A 22,177-nucleotide genomic window follows, 5' to 3' on the forward strand; every position below is an offset into this window, starting at 1 on the left:
TGGGGAATCAAAATGCCCTTGGCGGCGCCAACCCCGTTGCTATGATGGTCATCTTTTCAACTGCGGCAACGCATTAGGGAGCAGACATGGCCCTCATGGATTTCATCAAGAAACAGTTCATCGACGTCCTGCAGTGGACCGAGGACGGTGACGGCACGCTCGCCTGGCGCTTCCCGATGAGCGGCATGGAAATCCAGAACGGCGGCACGCTGGTGGTGCGTGAGTCGCAGATGGCCGTCTTCGTCAACGAAGGCAAGGTGGCCGACGTCTTCGGGCCCGGCACCTACAAGCTCACCACGCAGACCCTGCCGGTGCTGACCTACCTGAAGAACTGGGACAAGCTCTTCGAGTCGCCCTTCAAGAGCGATGTCTACTTCTTCAGCACGCGCCAGCAGATCGACCAGAAGTGGGGCACGCCCCAGCCCATCACCATCCGCGACAAGGACTTCGGTGCGGTGCGCCTGCGCGCCTTCGGCAACTATGCCTTCCGCATCGCCGACCCCAAGCTGTTCCACACCGAGATCTCGGGCACGCGCGACGTCTACCCCGTGGGCGACCTCGAAGGCCAGTTGCGCGGCCTGGTGCTGCAGAACATCAGCAACGCCATTGCCGGCAGCGGCCTGCCCTTCCTGGACCTGGCGGCCAACCAGGTCATGTTCGCCGATGCGCTGACCAAGGAGCTGGCGCCCATCTTCGCCAAGCTGGGCCTGTTGATCGAGAACCTCACGGTGCAGAACGTCTCGCTGCCCGAAGAGCTGCAGAAGATCCTGGACCAGAAGATCGGCATGGGCATGGTCGGCAACGACATGGCCAAGTTCATGCAGTACCAGACGGCCCAGGCCATCCCCAAGTTCGCCGAGAACAGCGGTGGTGGCAGCGGCATCGCGGGCGACGCCATGGGCCTGGGCGCTGGCGTGGCGCTGGGCCAGGTGATGGCGCAGAACCTGCAGCAGGGCCTGCAGGGCGGCGGCAATGCCGCGCCCGCAGCGGCGGCCGTGGCGGCTGCCGCTGGCGTCAAGCCCGAGGACGTGATGGCCACGCTCGAGAAGCTCGGTGACCTCAAGGCCAAGGGCATCCTCACGCAGGAAGAGTTCGACGCCAAGAAGTCCGAACTGCTCAAGAAGCTGATCTGAGGCTGGCGCAAACTACCTTCGCCACCGGCACCCTGGGTGCGGGCGGCAGCGGGCTGATGCGCCCCTGCCTTGCCGTACCCGGCTGCCGATGGCTCTGCCCGAATGGCCACTGAACCTACACAGCGTTCCTACCGCGCGCCCTGCCCGGGCTGCGGCGCGCCGGTTGAATTCCGCAGCGCGCAGTCCACCCACGCCGTCTGCGGCTACTGCCAGAGCACGGTGGTGCGCAGTGGCGACGTGCTGCAGCGCCTGGGCAAGATGGCCGAGCTGTTCGACGACCACAGCCCGCTGCAGCTCATGGCCAGCGGGCGCATCACGCTCGACGGCAAGGAGGTTCCGTTCACGCTGATCGGCCGCCTGCAGTACAAGACCGAGGCCGGCGTCTGGACCGAGTGGTCGGCCTTCCTGCAGGACGGCACCCTGGCCAGCCTGGGCGAGGACAACGGTGCCTATGTCTTCACGCGGCCCATGGAGGCCGGGCGCGAGCTGCCCGAGGCCAGCCGTTTCCGCATCGGCGCCACCACGGCCATTGCCGGCAAGTCGTATTCCGTCGCCTTCAGCGGCAGTGCCACACTGATCTCGGCCCAGGGCGAGCTGCCCAAGCTGCCGCCCATCGGCCAGCCCTTCGACATGGTCGAGCTGCGCAGCGCCGATGGCGAGGTGCTCAGCATCGACTACGGCCACCAGCCGCCGCACCTGGAGCGCGGCCGCGCCGTGCTGCTCGAGGACCTCAAGCTCACCGGCCTCAAGGACGAATCGGCCAAGGACGAAAAGGGCCGCCAGTTCAACTGCCCGCACTGCGGTGCGCCGGTGCAGGTGCAGCTGTCCACCACCAAGAGCATCACCTGCGGATCGTGCGCGAGCATCATCTCGCTGGACAGTGGCGTGGGCGGTGAGCTGCGCTCGGCCGAGCAGGACGAGCCCGTGCGCCCCATCATCCCGCTGGGCAGCAAGGGCCAGCTGCAGGGCGTGCACTGGCAGGTGGTGGGCTTCCAGCACCGCATGGGCGTGGAGCCCGGCGACGACGAGCACTTCGGCTGGAGCGAGTACCTGCTGTTCAACCAGAAGCGCGGCTTCGCCTTCCTGGTCGATGCCGAGGACGGCTGGAGCATGGTGCGCCCGACCACGGGCGCCCCGCAGATGGCGGCCAGCGGCCGCAGCGCCACCTACCTGGGCACCACCTACCAGCTCAAGTACAGCTACGAGGCCGAGACCACCTATGTGCTCGGCGAGTTCTACTGGCAGGTCACGCGCGGCCAGAAGACCTCCAACCGCGACTTCGCGAGCGCCAAGGGCCTCTTGTCCATGGAGCAGACGCCCAATGAGGTGACCTGGTCCTCGGGCGACAAGCTGGCCAGCGACACCGTGGCCAAGGCCTTCAAGCTCGAAGACAAGAAGGATGTGCTGCAGCGCGACGACCCGGGGCCCTTCGTGGCCAAATCGGGCCTGGGCTGCGGCACCATCATCATCATTGCGATCGTCATCATCATCCTGCTGATCCTGCTGAGCAACTGTTCCGGGTCGTCCGGCAGCAGCGGCTACCGCAGCTCGGGCGGCTCGTTCGGCGGCTATTCCAGCGGCGGCGGCGGGCACAAGTAATTTATCAAGGAGCTTCCACCATGATGGGAATCGAATGGCTCAAGCCCGCGGCGTTCCTCGGGTCCATCCTGTACGCGCTGATCGGCGTCGTGATCTTCTGGCTGTGTTTCATCATCGTCGACAAGATCACGCCCTATGACCTGTGGGGCGAGATCGTCGAGAAGCAGAACATCGCGCTCGGCGTGGTGGTGGCGGCCATGTGCCTGGGCATCAGCATCATCGTCGCCGCCGCCATCCACTGAAGGCCATGGCGGTGCGACGGCAGGGCTCCCCCGGGGCCTGCGGGTGCTTGTCCTTTGGGATGCAAAGGAATGAATAAGAATAATTATCGTTTGTATTAAAATGTGTACTTTCTGTTAACGGGTGCGGCCGGAGGGGCCGTGTTCGACCCCCTGGAGTACACATGGCGAACAAGAACCATGCGGGCAGCCACCAGGCTGCCCGTTTTCATTTGACGGCCACCGCGGCAGCCAGCCTGGTCGCCGTGCTGGGCACGGCCCCGCAGGCCTGGGCGCAACAGGCCGATACTGCCCTGCCCGCCGTGCAGGTGACCGGCTCGCAGTACGACGCCGACGATGTGCGCCCCGAAGGCGTGACCACGGCCACCAAGACCTACATGGCGCCCAAGGACATTCCGCAGACCATCGATACGCTCGAAGTCAACAAGTACAAGAGCTACGGCATCAACGACCTGGCCGTCATGCTCGACGGCGTGCCCGGTGTGAACACCAAGTACGACATGCGCGGCGAGGGCGTGATGATCCGCGGCTTCAACGCCGACTCGGGCGACATCTACCGCGACGGAGTGCGCGAATCCGGCCAGGTGCGCCGCAGCACGGCCAACGTCGAGCGCATCGAGATCTTGAAGGGCCCGGCCTCGGTGCTCTACGGCCGCAGCAGCGGCGGCGGCGTGGTGAACCTGGTGAGCAAGCAGGCGCGCTTCGATGCCAAGAGCAGCGTCACGCTGCGCGGCGGCTCGTGGGACAACTACGGCGGCACGCTCGATATCAACAAGGTCATCAACGAACACGTGGCCGTGCGCCTGACGGCCGACCGCGAGCAGGCCGACAGCTTCCGCAGCGGCATCCGCAACAAGAACGAGATGGTCTCGCCCAGCATCCTGGTGGACACCCGCACCGGCCTGCGCTGGACCGGGCAGTACACCTACGACAACATCTGGCGCGTGCCCGACCGCGGTCCGGTCTACGACCAATTGCCCGCGGGCGTCTCCATCCGCAAGGGCTTTGCCCACCCCAGCGACTATGTGGAAGACCGCCTGCGCGTGCTGCGCTCGGACCTCTCCTACGACTTCAACAAGGCCTGGAGCGTGCGCTGGGTGGCCAGCAAGCGCGAAGCCAGCCAGGACTTCGACCACTACTTCGCCGGCACCTACTGCAATGCGGCAGGCCAGACCACCGCGGGCGCGGCCTGCACCTGGCGCGGCCAGGTGCGGCCCAACTACGCCTGGCAGCAGACGGCCAACGAGACCCTGTCCAATACCGTGGACCTCACGGGCAAGTTCAGCACCGGCAGCCTCCAGCACGAGGTGCTGGTCGGTGTGGAAGTCAGCGAGGAAAAGCGCCATCCACGCATCGGCCAGCCCGCGTCCACCTTCAGCTACGACCCGTTGCAGCCCATCGCCTGGGGCGCCAAGCCGGCCCAGGGCAATCCCACCCAGCACAACCTGCACCAGGCCGAGAGCCAGGCCCTGTACGTGCAGGACCTCATCAGCCTCACGCCCGAATGGAAGCTTCTGGCCGGCCTGCGCTACGACCGCTTCGACTTCCACAGCACCAACCTGCTGACCAACATGGGTCGCGGCTACGACGGCGACTCGGTGAGCCCGCGCCTGGGCGTGGTGTGGCAGCCGGTGCGCGAGCACAGCCTGTACGCCTCGTGGAACAAGAGCTACTCGCCCTACGGCGGGCGCGGCATGATCACGGTGGACGTCTCGCCCACCGCCGTGTACGACGACGAGCCCCAGCATTCGCGCCAGTTCGAGGTGGGCGTGAAGAGCGACTGGCTGGCGGGCGCCCTGTCCACCCAGCTGTCGGTCTACCAGCTGGAGCACTACAACATCCGCTACCGCCCCGATGCGACCAACGACCCCTTCACCTGGGCCACGCGCGGCAAGGAGCGCTCGCGCGGCATCGAGTTCAGCGCGGCAGGCCGCGTGGCCTCGTCGTGGTACCTGCGCGGCGGCGTAGGCGTGACCAGCGCCAAGGTCATGGAAGACAAGCAGCAGCCCGCGCTCGTGGGCAAGTACCTGGTGGACACGGCCTTGCGCAATGGCAACCTCTTCGTGCGCTACGCGCCCCAGGGGCCCTGGTATGCGGAAATCGGCGTCACCCGCACCAGCGCGCGCTGGCTCAATGCGGCCAACACCTCGCGCGTGCCCGGCTACACCCGCTGGGACGCACTGGTCGGCTGGCGCCAGGGCGCATGGACGGCCACGGCCGCCCTGTCGAACCTGCTGGACAAGGAATACTGGCGCTCCGATGCCATGCCGGGTGCTCCGCGCAGCCTGCTGGTCAGCGTGAACTACCAGTTCTGAGCCCCGCCATTTGCCTGGCACGGACGAGGGGCAATGCCCCCTTGTGCAGACTGGCTGTGTGACAACCCGACCTCCCCGTTTCAAGCTCCGACGACGCCTCGGCGGGTGGGGCTGGGCGCTGGGGGCCGTCGCTGTCGTGGTGTTGGCTGTCAGCACCCTCCGGATCGATGGACTCCCTGGCGCACCGGCATCCGGGACCGTATCCAGAGACGGCGCTGCGACCAGCGCGGCAGCGACCCAGGCTGCGGATTTCCCGTGGGATCCCCAACTGGGCGTCGCCAGTGCACCTGCCGCGGCTTCGGATGCGCCGGCCGCTCAGCGGCCCCCCAGCCGCTTCAGCATGATGTCGGCGGCCTTCATGCCGCCTGCCCGCCCCGTGTGGGAGATGCTGCGCGGCTATCCCGGTCCCTCGGTGGCGGGCATCGACGCCGATGTGGACATGCTGGTTGCGCTGAGCTACTGCGAGTACAGCGGTGACCTGCCCAGGCAGCTGTGGGAGGGCCGCTCCCAAGGCACCGCATCGGCGGCCCACCTGAAGGAGCTCGATGCCCGGCATGCCCAGGCCACGGCGCTGTGCGCGCGGCTGTCGGACGCGGACTATGCGCTGCGCCCCGCAATCCTGCGCCTGCACGCGCGGGCCGGCAATGTGGACGCACAGCTCCACTTCCAGTATGTGGGGCCCACCGGCCGACATGGATCCGAAGGGTTTGCAGGCGTTCCCCAGAGCGAGGAGCAACTGGCCGCCTGGTACCGGGAGGTGCTGGGCTACGCGCAGCAGGCATTGCTGGGTGAGCCCCTGCTGGCCGTGAGCACCCTGGCCTGGCTGTACGACGCGGGCCCCAGCGTGCCCGCTTCTCTTGGCATCCATGATCCGGTGGAAGGCCATGCCTACCGCATTCTGCTGGCCCGGATGGTGCGCAACCCGCAGGCCATGGCCGACTTCATGCAGCGCGAAGTCGCACGCCTGCCGCCCGCGCAGGTGGCCCAGGGGCAGGCCCGGGCCGAAGCCATCGCGCAGGGCCTGGCGGCGCAGCTCACGGTCCAGGGCAAGGACCTGCCCAGGGGCCTGCTCGGTGCGGCACCCGCGCCGGCCGCCCCGCAGCGGACCCCCTCGCCGTTCGCAGCACAATAGCGGCGTGTCCTCGAACCCTAGCACCTCCTCCCTCCCCCCCGTGCCCGCACCGGGCGTGCGCCCCTTCGATGTCGCGCTGCTGGCCAGCGTGTTTGTCGTGGCCGCTTGCGGCCTGCTCTACGAACTCGCGGCCGGCGCCCTCGCCTCCTATGTGTTGGGCGATTCGGTGCTGCAGTTCTCCACCATCATCGGCACCTACCTGTTCGCCATGGGCGTGGGCTCCTGGCTGTCGCGCTATTTCGAGCGCCAGCTGCCGGCGCACTTTCTGCGCATCGAACTGCTGGTGGCGTTGATCGGTGGCGTGCTGCCGGCCACGCTGTTCCTGGCCAATGCCTACGCGCCCGGGGCTTTCCGCCTGCTGCTGTACGGCATGGTGTTCATGGTGGGCACGCTGGCCGGGCTGGAGATCCCGCTGGTCATGCGCATCTTGAAGCGCAATGTGGCGCTCAAGGACCTGGTCTCGCAGGTGCTGACCTTCGACTACCTGGGCGCGCTGGCCGTGTCCATGGCCTTTCCGCTGCTGCTGGTGCCGCAGCTGGGGCTCATCCGCACGGGCCTGTTGTTCGGGCTCATGAATGCCTTCGTCGCGCTGTGGGCCGTCTGGCTGTTCCGCAGCGAGCTGCGCCGCCTGCGTGCGCACGCCTTTGCCTGCCTGGCCGTGATCGGGCTGTTGCTGGCCGGGCTGGTCGGCGCCGACCACATCACCAGCTTTGCCGAGGACAAGTTCTACCAGGACCGCATCGTCATCAGCACCGCCTCGCCTTACCAGCGCATCGTCGTCACCAATGGCAAGCTGGGCCATCGCCTCTACCTCAACGGCAACCTGCAGTTCGCCGAGCGCGACGAGTACCGCTACCACGAGGCCCTGGTCCACCCCGCCATGGCGGCCCATGGCGCGCCCCGGCGCGTGGCCGTGCTCGGCGGCGGCGACGGCATGGCCGTGCGCGAGATCCTCAAGTACCCCTCGGTCGAGTCCGTCACCCTGGTCGAGCTGGACCCGGCCATGACGCGCCTTTTCAGTGAAGACCCCACGCTCGCCCGGCTCAACGCCGGCGCGCTGCGCTCGCCCAAGGTGCAGGTGGTCAACACCGACGCCTTCCAGTGGCTGCAGCAGTGCAAGGCGCCCGGCTGCGACGCGGCAGAGGATGTGTTCGACGTGATCGTGGTGGACTTCCCCGATCCGACCAACTTTTCCATCGGCAAGCTCTACACCAACAGCTTCTATGCGCTGCTCGACAAGCGCCTGTCGGCCAGCGGCTATGCGGTGGTGCAGACCACCTCGCCGCTGGTGGCGCGCAAGAGCTACTGGACGGTGGTGCAGACCATGGAATCGGTGGGCCTGCAGACGGCGCCTTACCACGCCCATGTGCCGAGCTTCGGCGAGTGGGGCTTCGTGGTGGCCAGCCGCCGGCCCTGGCGCCTGCCCGAGGCGCTGCCTGCGGACCTGCGCTTCCTCAGCGCGGGCACGCTGCCCCTGCTGTTCGACTTTCCGGTCGACATGGCGCGCCTGCCGGCGGACGTGAACCGCCTGTCCAACCAGGCCCTGGTGCACACCTATGAGCGGGAGTGGGGCAAGGTCGTCGCACACTAGCGTTCACCCCCTGAGTCGCTGCGCGCCTTCACCCCTCTCTCGATCCGCTGCGCGGCTCGGGAGGGGGACGCCCCCCGGCGCAAGCGCTGGATACGCCGCCTTCGCGGCGGGGCGGCCCTTGCGCGGGGGCACTGCTTTGGGCCGCGCCAGTTCCAAAGGTCGGGCGCTGTTGCATCCATGCCGCGTGGATGTAACAAAACGGGGTGTGGGCGGGTTTCAAGACCCTGTGGGTAAATCGCTCACCGGCTTGCCGGCAGAATGGAAACCAACGCTTACATTTGATTGCCCCGATGCTCGAGAGATTCTTCGTTGTCGGCGCAGCGCGGGAGCCCCAGAACCTCTGGGGGCACGACCCCTGGCTCGTGGCCCTGTCGGTTGTCCTGGCGATCGCCTCGTCCCTGATGGCGCTGCACCTGGCCGCGCTGGCGCAGCGTGCGCCGGATCGGCTGCGCCGCAACCTCATCGTCGCATCGGGCTCGCTGGCGCTGGGCGGTGGTGTCTGGTCCATGCACTTCGTGGGCATGCTGGCCTTCGATCTGTGCGCCAACGGGCACTTCGACCCCTGGGTCACGGCGCTGTCCTTCCTGCCCAGCCTGGTGGCTTCGTGGGTCGCCCTGCACGTGCTCACGCAAAAGCAGCCCACGGCCGGCACCATCACCTGGGGCGGGGTGCTGGTGGGTGCGGGGATCGGGGTCATGCACTACTCCGGCATGGCGGCGTCCGACATGGCGCCGCTGATCCGTTACGACGTGGGCGGTTTCCTGGCTTCGCTGGTGTTCGCCGTGGGCATGGCCATGCTGTCGCTGTGGCTGCGCTTCGGCATGCTGCGCTTCTGGTCGCGCCGGCCCTGGGTGAGCACCCTGCTCGGCGGGGTGGTCATGGGCCTGGCGATCGCGGGCATGCACTACATCAGCATTGCTGCCGTGCGGGTCACGGGCAACTTCGAGCCGCTGGGCCCGGTGTCCGAGCAGGCCAAGTACATGGCGCTGGCCATCGCGCTCATGGCCGTGCTGGTGGGCCTGGTGGTCACCACGGTCAACATCGGCCTTCGGGTGCGCTGGCTGCTGCGCCAGTCGGAGCAGAGCGAATCGAGCCTGCGCGCCGTGGTGGAGACAGCGATGGATGCCATCGTCATGGCCGATGCCGATGGCACCATCCGGTCCTTCAACGGCTCCGCCGAGCGCATGCTGGGCTGGACCTCGGCCGAAGCGATGGGGCGCAACGTGGCCATGCTGGTGGACCCGGCCTTCGCCGGGCAGCCGGAGCGCTATCTGCCGCGCGACCTGGCCCGCGGCGAGGCGCGCCAGGTGGGCAAGGACCGGGACATCCATGTGGTGCGCAAGGACGGCAGCCTGGTGCCCGTGCGCCTGGTGGTGGGCCGTGTGGATCTGCCGGGCCCGCCGGTGCTGGTGGGCTTTCTCACCGACCTGACCGAGCGCAAGGCCATGGAGCAGGAGCGCCGCCGGGGCGAGGAGCAACTGCGCTCCCTGGTGCGCAACATTCCCGGTGTGGCCTTCCGCTGCCGCTGCGATGCCGACTGGTCCATGCTGTTCATCAGCGATGCCGTCGAGGCGCTGACGGGCTGGCCGGCCGAGGATTTCCTGGCCGGCAGCACTTCCTTTGGCCGCATCATCCATGAGGATGACACCGTGCGCGTGGCCCACGAGGTGGAGCGTGCCCTGCAGGCGGGCGAATCCTATGTGCTGGAGTACCGGCTGCGCACGCGCCAGGGCGGCATCCGCTGGGTGTCGGAAACCGGCCGCGGCGTCCTGGGGCCGAAGGGCGAAATCCAGTGGATCGATGGCGTGATCACGGACATGACGGCCTCCAAGGCCCAGAACGCCGAATTCGTGGGCACGGTCACGGCCATCGGCCGCTCGCAGTCGGTGATCGAGTTCGACCTCACCGGCCATGTGCTCGCGGCCAACCAGAACTTCCTGGACCTCATGGGCTACACCCTCGCCGAGATCGAGGGGCGGCACCACCGCATGTTCTGCAAGCCGGAATATGCCGACAGCGAGGCCTACCAGGCCTTCTGGACGCGCCTGGGCCAGGGCGAATTCGATGCGGGCGAGTACATGCGCGTTGGCAAGAATGGGCGCGAGGTCTGGATCCAGGCCACCTACAACCCCATCCTCGATGCGCAGGGCCGGCCTTTCAAGATCGTGAAGTTCGCCACCGACCTGACCGAGCGGCGCCGCATGGAGACCGACCTGCGCTCTGCCAAGGAGCAGGCCGAGCAGGCGGCGGCGGCGCGCAGCAGCTTTTTGGCGAACATGAGCCACGAGATCCGCACGCCCATGAACGCCATCATCGGCTTCACCGAGGCATTGCTGGACACCCCGCTGGAAAGCACCCAGCGCCGCCACCTGGGCACGGTGCACCACTCGGCGCGCTCCATGCTGCGCCTGCTCAACGACATCCTGGACACGGCCAAGCTCGAAAAGGGGGCGGTCGAGCTGGAAGTGGTCGACTTCAGCCTGCGCGAACTGTGCGACCAGATCCTCGCCTCGCTGCGCATCAACGCGGCCAAGAAGGGGCTGGACGTCATCCTCGACTACCCGTACGAGCTGTCCGACCACTGGCAGGGGGATGCCTTCCGCATCCAGCAGATCCTGCTCAACCTGATGGGCAACGCCATCAAGTTCACCCACCAGGGCCATGTCACGCTGCGCGTGTCGGGATCGAGCGGCCAGCTCGTGCTTGCGGTGGTCGATACCGGCATCGGCATCGACGCGGCGGGCGTGGAGCGCATCTTCGACCCCTTTGCGCAGGCCGATGCATCGACCACGCGCCGCTACGGGGGCACGGGCCTGGGCACGACCATCGCCCGCCAACTGGCCGAACTCATGGGCGGCAGCATCGGTGTGGTGAGCCAGGTGGGCCAGGGCAGCACCTTCACCGTGCAGCTGCCGCTGCACACCGGCCAGCCGCCTGCAGGCGGCGGTGTCTCCATGCGCGACTGGCTGCGCGCGCCCCTGCCCACCCTGCGCGTGCTGGCCGTGGACGATGTGCCCGCCAACCTGGAGCTGCTGCAGCTCATGCTGGAGCGTGGGGGCCACAAGATCAGCACCGCGGACAGCGGCGCCCAGGCCTTCGAGGCCTTTGCGCAGGAGCGTTTCGACGTGGTGCTCATGGACCTGCAGATGCCCGACATGGACGGGCTGGAGACCACGCGCCACCTGCGCAGCTTCGAGCGCGCGCGCCAGCGCAAGCCCACGCCCATCATCGCCCTGTCGGCCAGCGTGCTGGAGCAGGACCGGCGCAACGCGCGCGCGGCCGGCATGGACGGCTTTGCAAGCAAACCGGTGGAGCCTGTGCGGCTGATGGCCGAGATCGCGCGCGTGATCGGCGTGCGCGAGGCCGGGGCCGACCCGGTGTTCGCTGTCACCAGCGCATTCGGCACCCTGCACCCCCAGGACGGGCTCAAGCTACAGCCCGCCCGGGAGCAGGCAGCGCCGCCCGCGGCACCGGCCATCGAGTGGGAGCGTGGCGTGCGCCTGTGGACGCAGGCGCGCTACCTGCGCGAGGCCATCGAGCGCTTCATGCAGGAAAGCGGCGTGGCGTTGGCAGGCCTGCTGTCGGCGCACCAGGCGGACGACTGGGACACCCTGGCCGCGCGTGCCCACCGGCTGCGCGGGGCTGCAGGCAATCTGGCGCTGCCCGCAGTGGACAAGCTGGCGGCACAGATCGAGAACGCCGCCCGCAGCCGCGACACCTTGCGCGTGCAGTCCGCCCTGCTGGCCCTGGCCACGGCCCTGGACGCCGTGCGCGGCGCCCTGCTCAACCCACAGGCCCCCGATGCCCAGCCCCAGGGCTCGGCCCCGGCACCTGCGCCGCTGCAGCAGGACCAGCGTGAACGCGCCCTGGCCGCCATCGAGGCGCTGGCCACCGCCCTGGCCCAGGGGGAGCTGGCCGATGCGCCCCTGGCCGTGCTGGAGGCCGAGCTGCCTGCAGTCACCCTGAACAGCCTGCACGAGGCGCTGGACCGCTTCGACTTCGACGAGGCGCGCGCCTGCCTGCAGGCCTTGCAAAGCCATCTGCGCGCGCCGGGGGAGATGCCGGCATGAACCAGGCCAGCGCCGGGTGCGGGACAATAGGCGCATGAACCTGCCCCGCCAGACCCACCGCAGGGAGCCTGCTGCATGACCGCTGCGCAGGAAGACCACCGCCCGCGCCTGCTGCTGGTGGACGATGAGCCCACCAACCTGCAGGTGCTGCGCCACATCCTGCAGGAGCATTACCGCCTGCTGTTCGCCACCGATGGCGCCCGCGCGCTGCAGGTTGCCCAGCAGCAGCGGCCCGACCTGGTGCTGCTCGACGTGATGATGCCGCAGATGGACGGCTATGCCGTGTGCCAGGCCCTGAAGGCCGACCGCGCGACCGCAGGCATCCCGGTGATCTTCGTGACAGCGCTCACCGAGGTGCAGGACGAGGCGCGCGGTTTCGACGTGGGCGGGGTGGACTACATCACCAAGCCCGTGAGCGCCCCCGTGGTGCGCGCCCGCGTGCGCACCCACCTGTCCCTGGTGCGCACCGAGGAGCTGCGCGAGACGCGGCTGCAGATCGTGCAGCGCCTGGGGCGTGCGGCCGAGTACAAGGACAACGAGACGGGCATGCACGTCATCCGCATGAGCCACTTCGCGCAGGTGCTGGCGCTGGCGCTGGGCTACTCGCCGGCCTGGGCCGAGGACCTGCTCAACGCCGCGCCCATGCACGATGTGGGCAAGATCGGCATCCCCGACGCCGTGCTGCGCAAGCCCGGCCCGCTCGATGCCGATGAATGGGCCACCATGCAGCGCCACCCCGAGATCGGGGCCGAGATCATCGGCGAGCACCCGGCGGGCGTGCTGCGCCTGGCCCATGCCATCGCGCTCACGCACCACGAGAAATGGGACGGCAGCGGCTACCCGCGTGGCCTGGTGGGCGAGGCCATCCCGGTGGAGTCGCGCATCGTGGCCCTGGCCGACGTGTTCGATGCACTCACGGCGCGCCGCCCCTACAAGGAGCCCTGGAGCATCGAGGACACCGTGGAGCACCTGCGCGCGCAGGCGGGCAGGCACTTCGATCCGTCCATGGTCGAGGTGTTCATCGCCCAACTGCCGCAGTTGCTGGAAATCAAGGCACGCTGGGTGGATTGATCCCCCGGCTTCTGCGGGACACGCGGGTGACGTAGAGTACGGCCCCATGTCTTTTGCGCCGACCCCTTTTTCACCGCCCTTGCGCCGCAGGCAGGTCCTGCAGGCGGGCGCCGCGCTGGCCGCAGGGGCTGCGCTGCCCGGTTGCGACAAGGCGCCGCGTACGCTGGAGGGCGGCTTTGCCGGCATCGACATGGAGCGTGGCCATGCGTTGCGCGAAATGCTGCACAAGGGCACGCTGCCCGAGCCCACGGTGGTGCGGCGCGCGCAGGCCATCATCGCCGGGGGCGGGGTGGCAGGGTTGGCGGCGGCGCGCGCGCTGCGCCTGGCCGGCGTGGAGGATTTCGTGCTGCTGGAGCTCGAAGACCAGGCCGGCGGCAACAGCCGCGGCGGCAGGGTCGGCGGCATCGCCTGCCCCATGGGCGCGCACTACCTGCCCGTGCCCGGCGACGACGCCAGCGAGGTGCAGGACCTGCTGGAAGAACTGGGCCTGCGCCAGCGCGTGGCCGGCCGCTGGCGCTATGACGAGCGCCACCTGTGCCACAGCCCGCAGGAGCGGCTGTACTTTGAGGGCGAGTGGCAGGAAGGCCTGCTGCCCGTGCAGGGCGTGGGCGAGGCGACACTGGCCCAGTACCGCCGCTTCTCGGAGCGCGTCGACGCCTTGTCCAAGACGGCGCGCTTCACCATGCCCATGCCCAAGGCCTTTGATGGCAAGCGGGCGCTCTCGCCGACGCACCAGGCGCTCGATGCCCTCTCCTTCGACGCCTGGCTCGCGCAGGAGGGGCTCGACGACGCGCACCTGCGTTGGTACCTCGACTACTGCTGCCGCGACGACTATGGCGCGGGCCTTGCACGCGTGTCGGCCTGGGCAGGCATTCATTACTTTGCCAGCCGCCATGGCTTCCACGCGCCGGGCGATGCGGGCCCCGACGACCGCGAAGGGGTGCTCACCTGGCCCGAGGGCAATGGCTGGCTCACCCAGCGCCTGGCGGTGCCGCTGCGTGAAGGCGGGCAATTGGCCACGGGCAGCAGCGTGCTGCGCATCACCGAGGGGCGCCACGGCGTGGAGGTGGATGCGTTCAACCATACCTCGGGCAATGTCGAGCGCTGGCAGGCGCCGCGCTGCGTGGTGGCGCTGCCGGTGTTCCTGGCCGCGCGCGTGGTGCGCAACCCCCCGACCTTCCTCACCGAGACGGCCAGGCGCCTGTCGTGGGCGCCCTGGCTGGTGGCCAACATCCACATCGATGCACCGCTGACCGACCGGGCCGGTGCCGCACCTGCCTGGGACAACGTGCTCTATGCCGATGCCAACCCGGGTGGCCTGGGCTATGTGGACGCCGGCCACCAGCGGCTGGATCCGCGCCCCGGGCCCACGGTACTCACCTACTACCAGGCCCTGGGCGATGTGCCCGATGGCCGCCAGCAGCTGGCCACGCAGCCCTGGAACCACTGGGCCCAGGCGGCCCTGCAGGCCCTGGCCGGCCCGCACCCCGACCTGGCCCAGCGCGCCACGCGCGTCGATGTCACGCGCTATGGCCACGCCATGTCCATCCCCACACCGGGCCTGCTCGGCTGGCTGCACCAGCCGGGGCGCTACCGGTCGCCCGACAAGCGCGTGCGCCTGGCCAGCGGCGAGCGTGTGGCCGTGCTGCCCACGCCGGCCACGGCGCGCCTGGCCTTCGCGCACAGCGACTGGTCGGGGTACTCGGTGTTCGAAGAGGCCTTCACGCGCGGCCACATGGCCGGGCTGCTCGCATCGGGCTAGGACAAGCGGCGCTTCAAGGCTGCCACTGCGCTGTCCACCGTGGTCAGCACCGGCAAACCGGTGGCCGCCTCGCACAGGCTGCGCGCGCGGGCCATGCTGAACTGCGCCAGCGCGATCACCTCGCAGCCCTCGCGCTGCAGGCGCTGGGCCTGCGCGGCCACCAGGCTGTCGTGCAGGTCGCCGTTGCCCGCGTTCAGCGCGGCCATGGCGCCTTCGGCCAGGGCCAGCTGCAGCGGTGTGCCCGCCGGGAATTCCGGCGGCATGGACTGCAGCGTGGGCGCAAAACTCGCGATCAGGCCGATGCGCCGGCCGGTGGCCACGGCCTCTTCCACCATGGCCTCGTTGGGCTTGAGCACCGGGATCTGTGGGTGCAGGGCAGCCACCTGTTCGATGCAGGGCCCGAAGGCCGAGCAGGTGAACAGGATGCCCTCGGCGCCCGTGCCGACGGCGTAAGCGGCGAGCGTCTCGAAGCGGGCGTGCATCGCCGCGTCCAGCCCCTGCCCTGAACGTGCCAGATCGGCCGAGAGGCTGTCGTCCAGCAGGTTCATGCGCGTAACCTCGGGCCAGTCCTGCGCGAAGGCGGTGTTGATCGGCTCCACCGAGTGGGCCAGGGCGTGGATGAGGGCGATGCGGGTCATGGCGGGGCGTGCGGGGCTCAGATGCCCTTGGAGCTGGGGTTGGCGAAGGCGTCGCGCGTCTCGGCGTTCAGCGGGTAGTTGATGCTCACGTTCTTGGGCGGAATCGGTTGCATGAACCAGCGGTTGTACAGCTTTTCCATCTCGCCCGACTTCATCATGCCCGTGACCACGCGGTCCACGATCGCCTTGAACTCGGGGTCGTCCTTGCGGAACATCAGCGACTGGTTCTCGGTGCGCAGGCCCTCGCCAACGATGGCGAAGTCCTTGGGGCTGCGGTGGTTGGCGATCAGGCCGGCCAGCAGGATGTCGTCGAGCACGAAGGCCGCGGCGCGGCCCGTTTCGACCATGAGGAAGGAGTCGGTATGGTCCTTGCCCGCCAGTTGCGTGATCTCCAGGCTCTTGCCCTTGTCGGCTTCGCGCAGCAGGCGCAGCGAGGTCGTGCCGCTGGTGGCCACCACCGACTTGCCCTGCAGGTCGGCCACGCCCTTGATGCCCGAGTCGGCGCGCACGGCCATGCGCACGTTGTAGCGGAAGATGTCGGGCGAGAAGGCCACCATCTGCTGGCGTTCCACCAGGTTGGTGGTGGAGCCGCATTCGATGTCCACCGTGCCGTTGGCCACCAGGGGGATGCGGTTCTGCGAGGTCACGTTCTGGTACTTCACCTCGATCTGCGGCATCTTGAGCTCGGCCTTGATGGCCTCCAGGATGCGGTTGCAGATGTCGATGCTGTAGCCCACGGGTTTGCCGCCGCCGTCCAGGTACGAAAAGCCGAACGAGGCCTCGCGGTGCCCGTAGGTGATGGCGCCGCTGTCGCGGATCTTCTTGAGCGTTGCGCCCACGGGGCTCTGGGCCTGGGCGGCGCCATGGGCCAGCAGCGCGGCCAGCGCCAGGGTGGCGGGGAGCAAGGTCTTCGTCACGGTCTTCATCGGCATGGGAGCACCTTTCAGGTCGGGGGAGGAACAGGGAGGGGGCGGAAATCAGGGGCTCAGCACGGGCTGGGCTGGCTGGGCAGCGCGGTGCTGGTCGTCACGGCATCGACGGCCTGGGTCAGCAGCGCAGCGATGGACTCCAGCTGCGCGCGCGAGGCGATGTAGGGCGGGGCCAGCAGCACGTGGTCACCCAGGTGGCCATCCACCGTGCCGCCGAAGGGGTAGCACAGCAGGCCCAGCTCCATGGCCTTCTTCTTGAGGCGCGCGTGCACCTTCTGCGCGGGGTCGAACGGCGCCTTGCTGGCCCGGTCGGCCACCAGCTCCACACCCCAGAAGAAACCGCGTCCGCGGATGTCGCCCACATGCGGGTGGCTGCCCAGGGCATCGCGCAGCGCCTGACCCAGGAAGACGCCATCCGTGCGCACCTTGGCCAGCAGGCCGTCGCGCTCGATCACCTGCTGCACGGCCAGCGCGGCCGCGCAGGCCACGGGGTGGCCCAGGTAGGTGTGGCCGTGCTGGAAGAAGCCGCTGCCCTGGGACATGGCGTCCACGATGTGCCGCTGCGCCAGCACCGCGCCGATGGGCTGGTAGCCGCCGCCCAGGCCCTTGGCCACGGTGATCAGGTCGGGCACCACACCCTCCTGCTCGCAGGCGTGCAGGGTGCCGGTGCGGCCCATGCCGCACATCACCTCGTCCAGGATCAGCAGCACACCGTGGCGGTCGCAGACCTCGCGCACCGCCTTGAAGTAGCCGGGCACGGGCGTGAGCACGCCGGCCGTGGCGCCGCCGATGGTCTCGGCGACAAAGGCCAGCACCGTGCGCGGGCCGAGGGTGGTGATGGCCTCCTCCAGCTCCCGCGCCAGGCGCAGGCCGTAGGCCTCGGGCGTCTCGCCGGCCAGCTGCTCGCGGTAGGGGTAGCAGGGCGCGACATGCGTGGCCTCCACCAGGATGGGCGCGAACGGCGCGCGCCGCCAGGCATTTCCACCCACGGCCAGTGCACCCAGGGTATTGCCGTGGTAGCTCTGGCGCCGTGCGATGAAGTGGGTGCGTTCGGGCTGGCCGATCTCCACGAAATACTGGCGCGCCATCTTGAGCGCGGCCTCCACGGCCTCGGAGCCGCCGCTCACGAAGTAGGCATGGCTGGTGCCCGCCGGTGCCGTGCGCACCAGCTGCTCGGCCAGCTGCTCTGCCACCTCGGTCGTGAAGAAGCTGGTGTGGGCATAGGCCAGGCGGTCGATCTGCGCATGCATGGCGGCCAGCACGTCGGGGTGGCCATGGCCCAGCGAGGACACGGCGGCACCGCCCGAGGCGTCGAGGTATTCGCGCCCGGCGGCATCGCGCAGGAACAGGCCTTGCCCGCCCACCGCCACGGGCGGGGTGTGCTGCAGATGGCGGTGAAAAACGTGGGTCATGCCAGGGTCTCCGGAACAGGTGCAAACGTCGATGGAACGAATGTACCGTAAAAACAAAATAAATGGAACATATGTTTTTATGTGGGTGCGCGGTGGAACAGCTGCACCGCGGGGTGATCCGCTACAGTGCTGCGACCCCCACTCCCGCGCACGCACCGAACCCATGGGCCTGAAAGACACCCTCCGCGCCCGTTTCGACGGCATGACCGCCATGCAGCAAAAGGCCGCGCGCTTCGTGCTGGAACACCCGAACGACGTGGTGACCGCCTCCATGCGCACCGTGAGCGCGCGCGTGGAGATCCCGCCCGCCACGCTGGTGCGCTTTGCCCAGCTGCTGGGCTTCGAGGGTTGGCCCGAGCTCAAGGCCGCGCTGGTGCAGGACATGGGCCTGGGCTCGGAGCCCTATGCGCACAAGGCGCGCACGCTGGCCGACCGCGCGCGCGATGGTGGTGGCGGCCTGGCCGCTGATATCTTCACCACGCACCGCGACAACCTCGACGCCACCGAGCGCGCCAGCGGTGATGCCCTGCCGCGCGCCGCCGCGCTGCTGGAGAAGGCGCGCGCCGTGCATGTGGCGGGTTTTCGCGCCTGCCACCCGGTGGCCTATTCGCTGATGTACGTGTACCGCCTGTTCCGCGACAGCGTGCACCTGCTCGACGGCCTGGGCGGCTCGCTGGAGATGCAGCTGCGCGCCATGCACAAGGGCGATGCGGTGGTGGTCATCAGCTTCAGCCCCTATTCGCGCGAAGCCATCGCCGTGGCGCGCCAGGCGCGTGATGCCGGCTGCCAGGTGCTGGCGCTGACCGACACGCCCTCGTCTCCGCTGGCCCTGCTGGCGCACGAGGTGCTGTTGTTCTCCACGCAAAGCCCCTCGTTCTTTCCCTCCATCGCGGGCGCGCAGGCCTTGTCGGAGGCGCTGCTGGGCCTCTTGGTCAGCCGCGCCGGCAAGGCCGGCATCGCCCGCATCGAAGGCGCCGAGGCCCAGCTCTTCGAGACAGGCGCCTACTTGCCGCCGGCACCATGAGTGCGCCGCAGGCGGATGGGGTGCGGGTGCATGTCAGCGTCGCGCAGCAGCAGCTCGACCTGTGGGACGGCAGCACGCTGCTGCGCAGCTACCCGGTCTCCACTGCGCTCAACGGGGTGGGAGAACTGAACGGCAGCGGCTGCACACCGCGCGGCCTGCACCGCGTGCGCGCCAAGGTGGGCACGGGGTGCGATGCGGGCACCGTCTTCGTGGGGCGCCGGCCCACGGGCGAGCGGTATACGCCCGAACTGGCGGCGCAGCACCCGGGGCGCGACTGGATCCTGTGCCGCATCCTCTGGCTCACGGGCTGCGAGCCGGGCGTGAACCGCGGCGGTGCGGTGGACACGCTGCGGCGCTACATCTACCTCCACGGCTGCCCCGACGGCACGCCCCTGGGCGTGCCGGCCTCGCATGGCTGCGTGCGCATGGCCAATGCCGATGTGATGGACCTGTTCGACCGCGTGGCCGTGGGCACACCGGTGCACATCATTCCCTGAGGCCGTTCTGCCCTGTCACGTGCCCGTCACGCGCAGCGGGCATCGTCGCCGGTTTACATTTCTGCCGTCTGTGACCATGTCCCGACTTTCCACCCTCGCCGCCAGCGCCCTGCTGGCCTGCGCTGTTGCCACTTCCCTCACCGCCCAGGCCCAGCAGGCCTACCCCGCCACGCTGGCCGGCCACGCGGTGATGCCTGCCATGAGCCTGGTGCCCGCCCCCAAGGACGCGCCCCAGGACCTGCAGGTCAGCGGCAAGTTCACCACGGGCAAGCGCGTGGAGGCACTGGGCTCGGTCGAGGGCCTGTCGGGCGGCCGCCCCACGGGCATCTCGCTGCCCTTCGCCGGCCAGCCGCTGCAGGGCCACTCGGGCATCAAGCGCATGGCCGACGGCTCGTTCTGGATCCTCACCGACAACGGTGCCGGCGCCAAGGCCAATTCGCCCGACTTCATGCTGCACCTGAGCCACTACAACGTGGACTTCAAGACCGGCCAGTTCAAGCGCCTGGCCACCGTGTTCCTGCACGACCCGGACAAGAAGGTGCCGTTCCGCATCGTCCACGAAGGCACGGACAAGCGCTACCTCACGGGCTCCGACTTCGACCCCGAGAGCTTCCAGTTCGCGGGCGGCGCGCTGTGGATCGGTGAGGAATTCGGCCCCTACCTGATCAAGGCCGACCTCACGGGCCGCGTGCTCGCCGTGTTCGAGACCCAGGTGGACGGCAAGGTCGTGCGCTCGCCCGACCACCCCGCCATCACCACGGCCGGCGCGCCCGATGCCAAGGCCCCGGCCTTCGAGGTCAAGCGCTCCAAGGGCTACGAAGGCATGGCCTCGTCCAAGGACGGCAGCAAGCTCTACGCCCTGCTCGAAGGCCCGCTGTGGAACGAGGCCGCCAAGGCCTACGAAGCTGTCGAAGGCAACAAGCAGTACCTGCGCGTGCTGGAGTTCGACGTGAAGTCCGAGCAATGGACCGGCCGCCACTGGAAGTACGTGCTGGAGGCGAACCACCACGCCATCGGCGACTTCAACATGATCGACGGCAGCACCGGCCTGATCATCGAGCGCGACAACGGCGAAGGCACGGCCGACAAGGCCTGCCCCGAAGGCGCCAAGCGCACGGACTGCTTCCACGACCTCGCCAAGTTCAAGCGCGTCTACAAGATCGAGCTGAGCGATGCCAACGTGGGCGGCCCGCTGCGCAAGATCGGCTACATCGACCTGCTGTCCATCCAGGACCCGCAGCGCCTGGCGAAGAAGCCGCTGAACAACGGTGTGCTCACCTTCCCCTTCTTCACCATTGAGAACGTGGACGTGGTGGACGGCACGCACATCGTGGTGGGCAACGACAACAACCTGCCCTTCAGCTCCAGCCGCGAGCCGAACAAGGCCGACGACAACGAGCTGGTGCTGCTCGAAGTGGGCGAGCTGCTGCGCGCGAAGTAAGCGCCGCACCCCCCTGCGCAAAGGGCTGCCTCCGGGGCAGCCCTTTTACATGGCGGGCAGCGCGGTGCGGGGCCGGGTGGCAAAATCGCAGGCCACACCCTGAAAGCCGCGCCACCATGTTCACAGGCATCGTTCAAGCCACGGCAGGCATTGCCGCCATCCACGACCGCGCAGGCCTGCGCACCTTCACGCTCGATTTTCCCGCGGGTTTCTGCCAGGACCTGGCCATTGGTGCCAGTGTCTCCACCGATGGCGTGTGCCTCACGGTGACCGAAATCCTCTCGCCCACGCAGGCCAACTTCGACGTGATGCAGCAGAGCCTGAACATCACCACCTTGGGCAGCTATGCCCAGGGCGACCGCGTGAATGTGGAGCGCGCGGCCAAGGACGGCGCCGAGATCGGTGGCCACCCGCTGTCGGGCCACGTCGACTTCTCGGGCACGCTGGACAGCGTGCGCGAGTTCGACAACAACCTGGTGTGGCGCGTGGCCGTGCCGCCCGAGTTCCGCCGCTACGTGTTCGCCAAGGGCTACATCGCGATCCACGGCGCCAGCCTCACGGTGGCTGAGGTGAACCGCGCCGAGGGCTGGTTCGAGGTCTGGCTGATCCCCGAGACACGCCGCGCCACGGTGTTCGAGGGCAAGAAGGCCGGCGACCGCCTCAACATCGAGATCGAGCGCAGCACCCAGGTGGTGGTCGACACCGTGCGCGAGGCCGTGCAGGAAAGCCTGGGCCGGCTGCAGCCCGTGCTGGAGGCCTTGCTCAAGGAGAAGGGCCTGTCGCTGGAAGACTTCGTGCAGCCGCCGGTGCTTCCCCACTGAGGTTCATTCGGCGACGTAGTCAAGGAACCCGATGACCCGGCGCAGGCGCCCATCGGCGTCCAGCTCGGCCACGTCGGTGCCGCGCGCCACGGGCTCGGCGCCCGGGGCCGCCAGCGCCCAGGAAAAGCGCACCACGCCATGGTGGCCCTCGGGCGTGCCCAGCGGCAGGAAGCGGTAGCCCGCAAAGCGCTGCTGTGCTCCGGAGATCAAGGCCGCCAGGCCTTCGTGGCCGCGGCCTTCCATCATCGGGTCGAGGTAGTGCACGTCGGCACTGAAAGTGCCACGCACCAGGCGCTCGCGCTCGGTCGCGTCGGTGGCGTTCCACGCCGCCAGGTAGCGTGCCGCGATCTCGGGTGCGGCGCTGGCGGCGGTCTGTGCGGTGGATTCGATGGTGTTCATGGCAACTCCTGAAGCAAGGGGTGAAGGAAGAAGGGGCGTCGGATGCGCGGGCATCCCACGCAGGCCATTCTTCGTGCCGCGCCCACAGGCGTCGATGACCTCAG

Annotated in this window: 17 protein-coding genes; 13 read left to right on the top strand and 4 right to left on the bottom strand. The window is 68.8% G+C overall.

The genetic code is table 11. The features are described from left to right. Positions 1 to 86 precede the first annotated feature (86 nt). From AC3WOH_RS01810 to AC3WOH_RS01850, 9 genes are all read left to right on the top strand, one after another. Positions 87 to 1,133, top strand: coding sequence for an SPFH domain-containing protein (locus AC3WOH_RS01810; RefSeq protein ID WP_184855345.1), 1,047 nt, complete (start codon positions 87 to 89; stop codon positions 1,131 to 1,133). A gap of 102 nt (positions 1,134 to 1,235) precedes the next feature. After that, positions 1,236 to 2,732, top strand: coding sequence for a DUF4178 domain-containing protein (locus AC3WOH_RS01815; RefSeq protein WP_492227695.1), 1,497 nt, complete (start codon positions 1,236 to 1,238; stop codon positions 2,730 to 2,732). Positions 2,733 to 2,752: 20 nt separating this feature from the next. Next, positions 2,753 to 2,974 carry a DUF350 domain-containing protein gene (locus AC3WOH_RS01820; RefSeq protein WP_409362529.1) on the top strand — a complete coding sequence of 74 codons (222 nt, stop codon included), beginning with the start codon at positions 2,753 to 2,755 and terminating at the stop codon, positions 2,972 to 2,974. A 161-nt stretch (positions 2,975 to 3,135) separates the two neighbouring features. Then, a complete protein-coding gene (locus tag AC3WOH_RS01825) occupies positions 3,136 to 5,286 on the top strand; it encodes a TonB-dependent receptor (RefSeq protein WP_492227696.1) in 2,151 nt (716 codons plus the stop codon). Between the two features lie 358 nt (positions 5,287 to 5,644). Continuing rightward, a complete protein-coding gene (locus AC3WOH_RS01830) occupies positions 5,645 to 6,418 on the top strand; it encodes a hypothetical protein (protein ID WP_492227697.1) in 774 nt (257 codons plus the stop codon). Between the two features lie 4 nt (positions 6,419 to 6,422). Further along, positions 6,423 to 8,009, top strand: a complete 1,587-nt coding sequence (locus AC3WOH_RS01835; protein ID WP_492227698.1) for a polyamine aminopropyltransferase — start codon at positions 6,423 to 6,425, stop codon at positions 8,007 to 8,009. Between the two features lie 290 nt (positions 8,010 to 8,299). After that, positions 8,300 to 12,079 (top strand): PAS domain S-box protein, encoded by a 3,780-nt coding sequence (locus AC3WOH_RS01840; RefSeq protein ID WP_492227699.1) that lies wholly within the window; start codon positions 8,300 to 8,302, stop codon positions 12,077 to 12,079. Between the two features lie 75 nt (positions 12,080 to 12,154). After that, complete coding sequence (locus AC3WOH_RS01845) at positions 12,155 to 13,150, top strand: response regulator (protein WP_492227700.1); 996 nt, start codon at positions 12,155 to 12,157, stop codon at positions 13,148 to 13,150. Positions 13,151 to 13,196: 46 nt separating this feature from the next. Then, on the top strand, positions 13,197 to 14,912 hold the full coding sequence (locus tag AC3WOH_RS01850; protein WP_492227701.1) for an FAD-dependent oxidoreductase: 1,716 nt from the start codon (positions 13,197 to 13,199) through the stop codon (positions 14,910 to 14,912). Here the strand turns inward: AC3WOH_RS01850 and AC3WOH_RS01855 are convergent. Genes AC3WOH_RS01855 through AC3WOH_RS01865 form a run of 3 tightly spaced genes read right to left on the bottom strand, consistent with a single transcriptional unit; the run spans position 14,909 to position 17,891 of the window. After that, a complete protein-coding gene (locus AC3WOH_RS01855) occupies positions 14,909 to 15,550 on the bottom strand; it encodes an aspartate/glutamate racemase family protein (RefSeq protein ID WP_492227702.1) in 642 nt (213 codons plus the stop codon). The two genes, AC3WOH_RS01850 and AC3WOH_RS01855, sit on opposite strands and share 4 nt — an antisense overlap. Positions 15,551 to 15,567: 17 nt before the next feature. Then, positions 15,568 to 16,482, bottom strand: coding sequence for a transporter substrate-binding domain-containing protein (locus tag AC3WOH_RS01860; protein WP_492227703.1), 915 nt, complete (start codon positions 16,480 to 16,482; stop codon positions 15,568 to 15,570). 53 nt (positions 16,483 to 16,535) lie between these two features. Beyond that, entirely contained in the window at positions 16,536 to 17,891 is a 1,356-nt protein-coding gene (locus tag AC3WOH_RS01865) for an aspartate aminotransferase family protein (protein WP_492227704.1), read from the bottom strand. Positions 17,892 to 18,054: 163 nt separating this feature from the next. Here AC3WOH_RS01865 and AC3WOH_RS01870 point away from each other — a divergent pair, with 163 nt between their 5' ends. The 4 genes from AC3WOH_RS01870 (at position 18,055) to AC3WOH_RS01885 (ending at position 21,674) form a co-directional block, all read left to right on the top strand. After that, on the top strand, positions 18,055 to 18,915 hold the full coding sequence (locus AC3WOH_RS01870; protein WP_492227705.1) for a MurR/RpiR family transcriptional regulator: 861 nt from the start codon (positions 18,055 to 18,057) through the stop codon (positions 18,913 to 18,915). Then, the gene (locus AC3WOH_RS01875; RefSeq protein ID WP_492227706.1) at positions 18,912 to 19,412 is read left to right on the top strand and encodes a L,D-transpeptidase family protein; all 501 of its coding nucleotides are present in this window, start codon (positions 18,912 to 18,914) and stop codon (positions 19,410 to 19,412) included. Before AC3WOH_RS01870 ends, AC3WOH_RS01875 begins: the two co-directional genes overlap by 4 nt. 76 nt (positions 19,413 to 19,488) lie before the next feature. After that, positions 19,489 to 20,853, top strand: a complete 1,365-nt coding sequence (locus tag AC3WOH_RS01880; RefSeq protein ID WP_492227707.1) for an esterase-like activity of phytase family protein — start codon at positions 19,489 to 19,491, stop codon at positions 20,851 to 20,853. 116 nt (positions 20,854 to 20,969) lie between these two features. Then, entirely contained in the window at positions 20,970 to 21,674 is a 705-nt protein-coding gene (locus AC3WOH_RS01885; protein WP_492227708.1) for a riboflavin synthase subunit alpha, read from the top strand. A 3-nt stretch (positions 21,675 to 21,677) separates the two neighbouring features. On the opposite strand, the gene AC3WOH_RS01890 is transcribed toward AC3WOH_RS01885, so the two are convergent. After that, positions 21,678 to 22,073 carry a nuclear transport factor 2 family protein gene (locus tag AC3WOH_RS01890; protein ID WP_492227709.1) on the bottom strand — a complete coding sequence of 132 codons (396 nt, stop codon included), beginning with the start codon at positions 22,071 to 22,073 and terminating at the stop codon, positions 21,678 to 21,680. Positions 22,074 to 22,177: the final 104 nt, after the last annotated feature.

The sequence above is a fragment of the Acidovorax sp. FW305-C-20-28 genome (genome assembly GCF_058783375.1).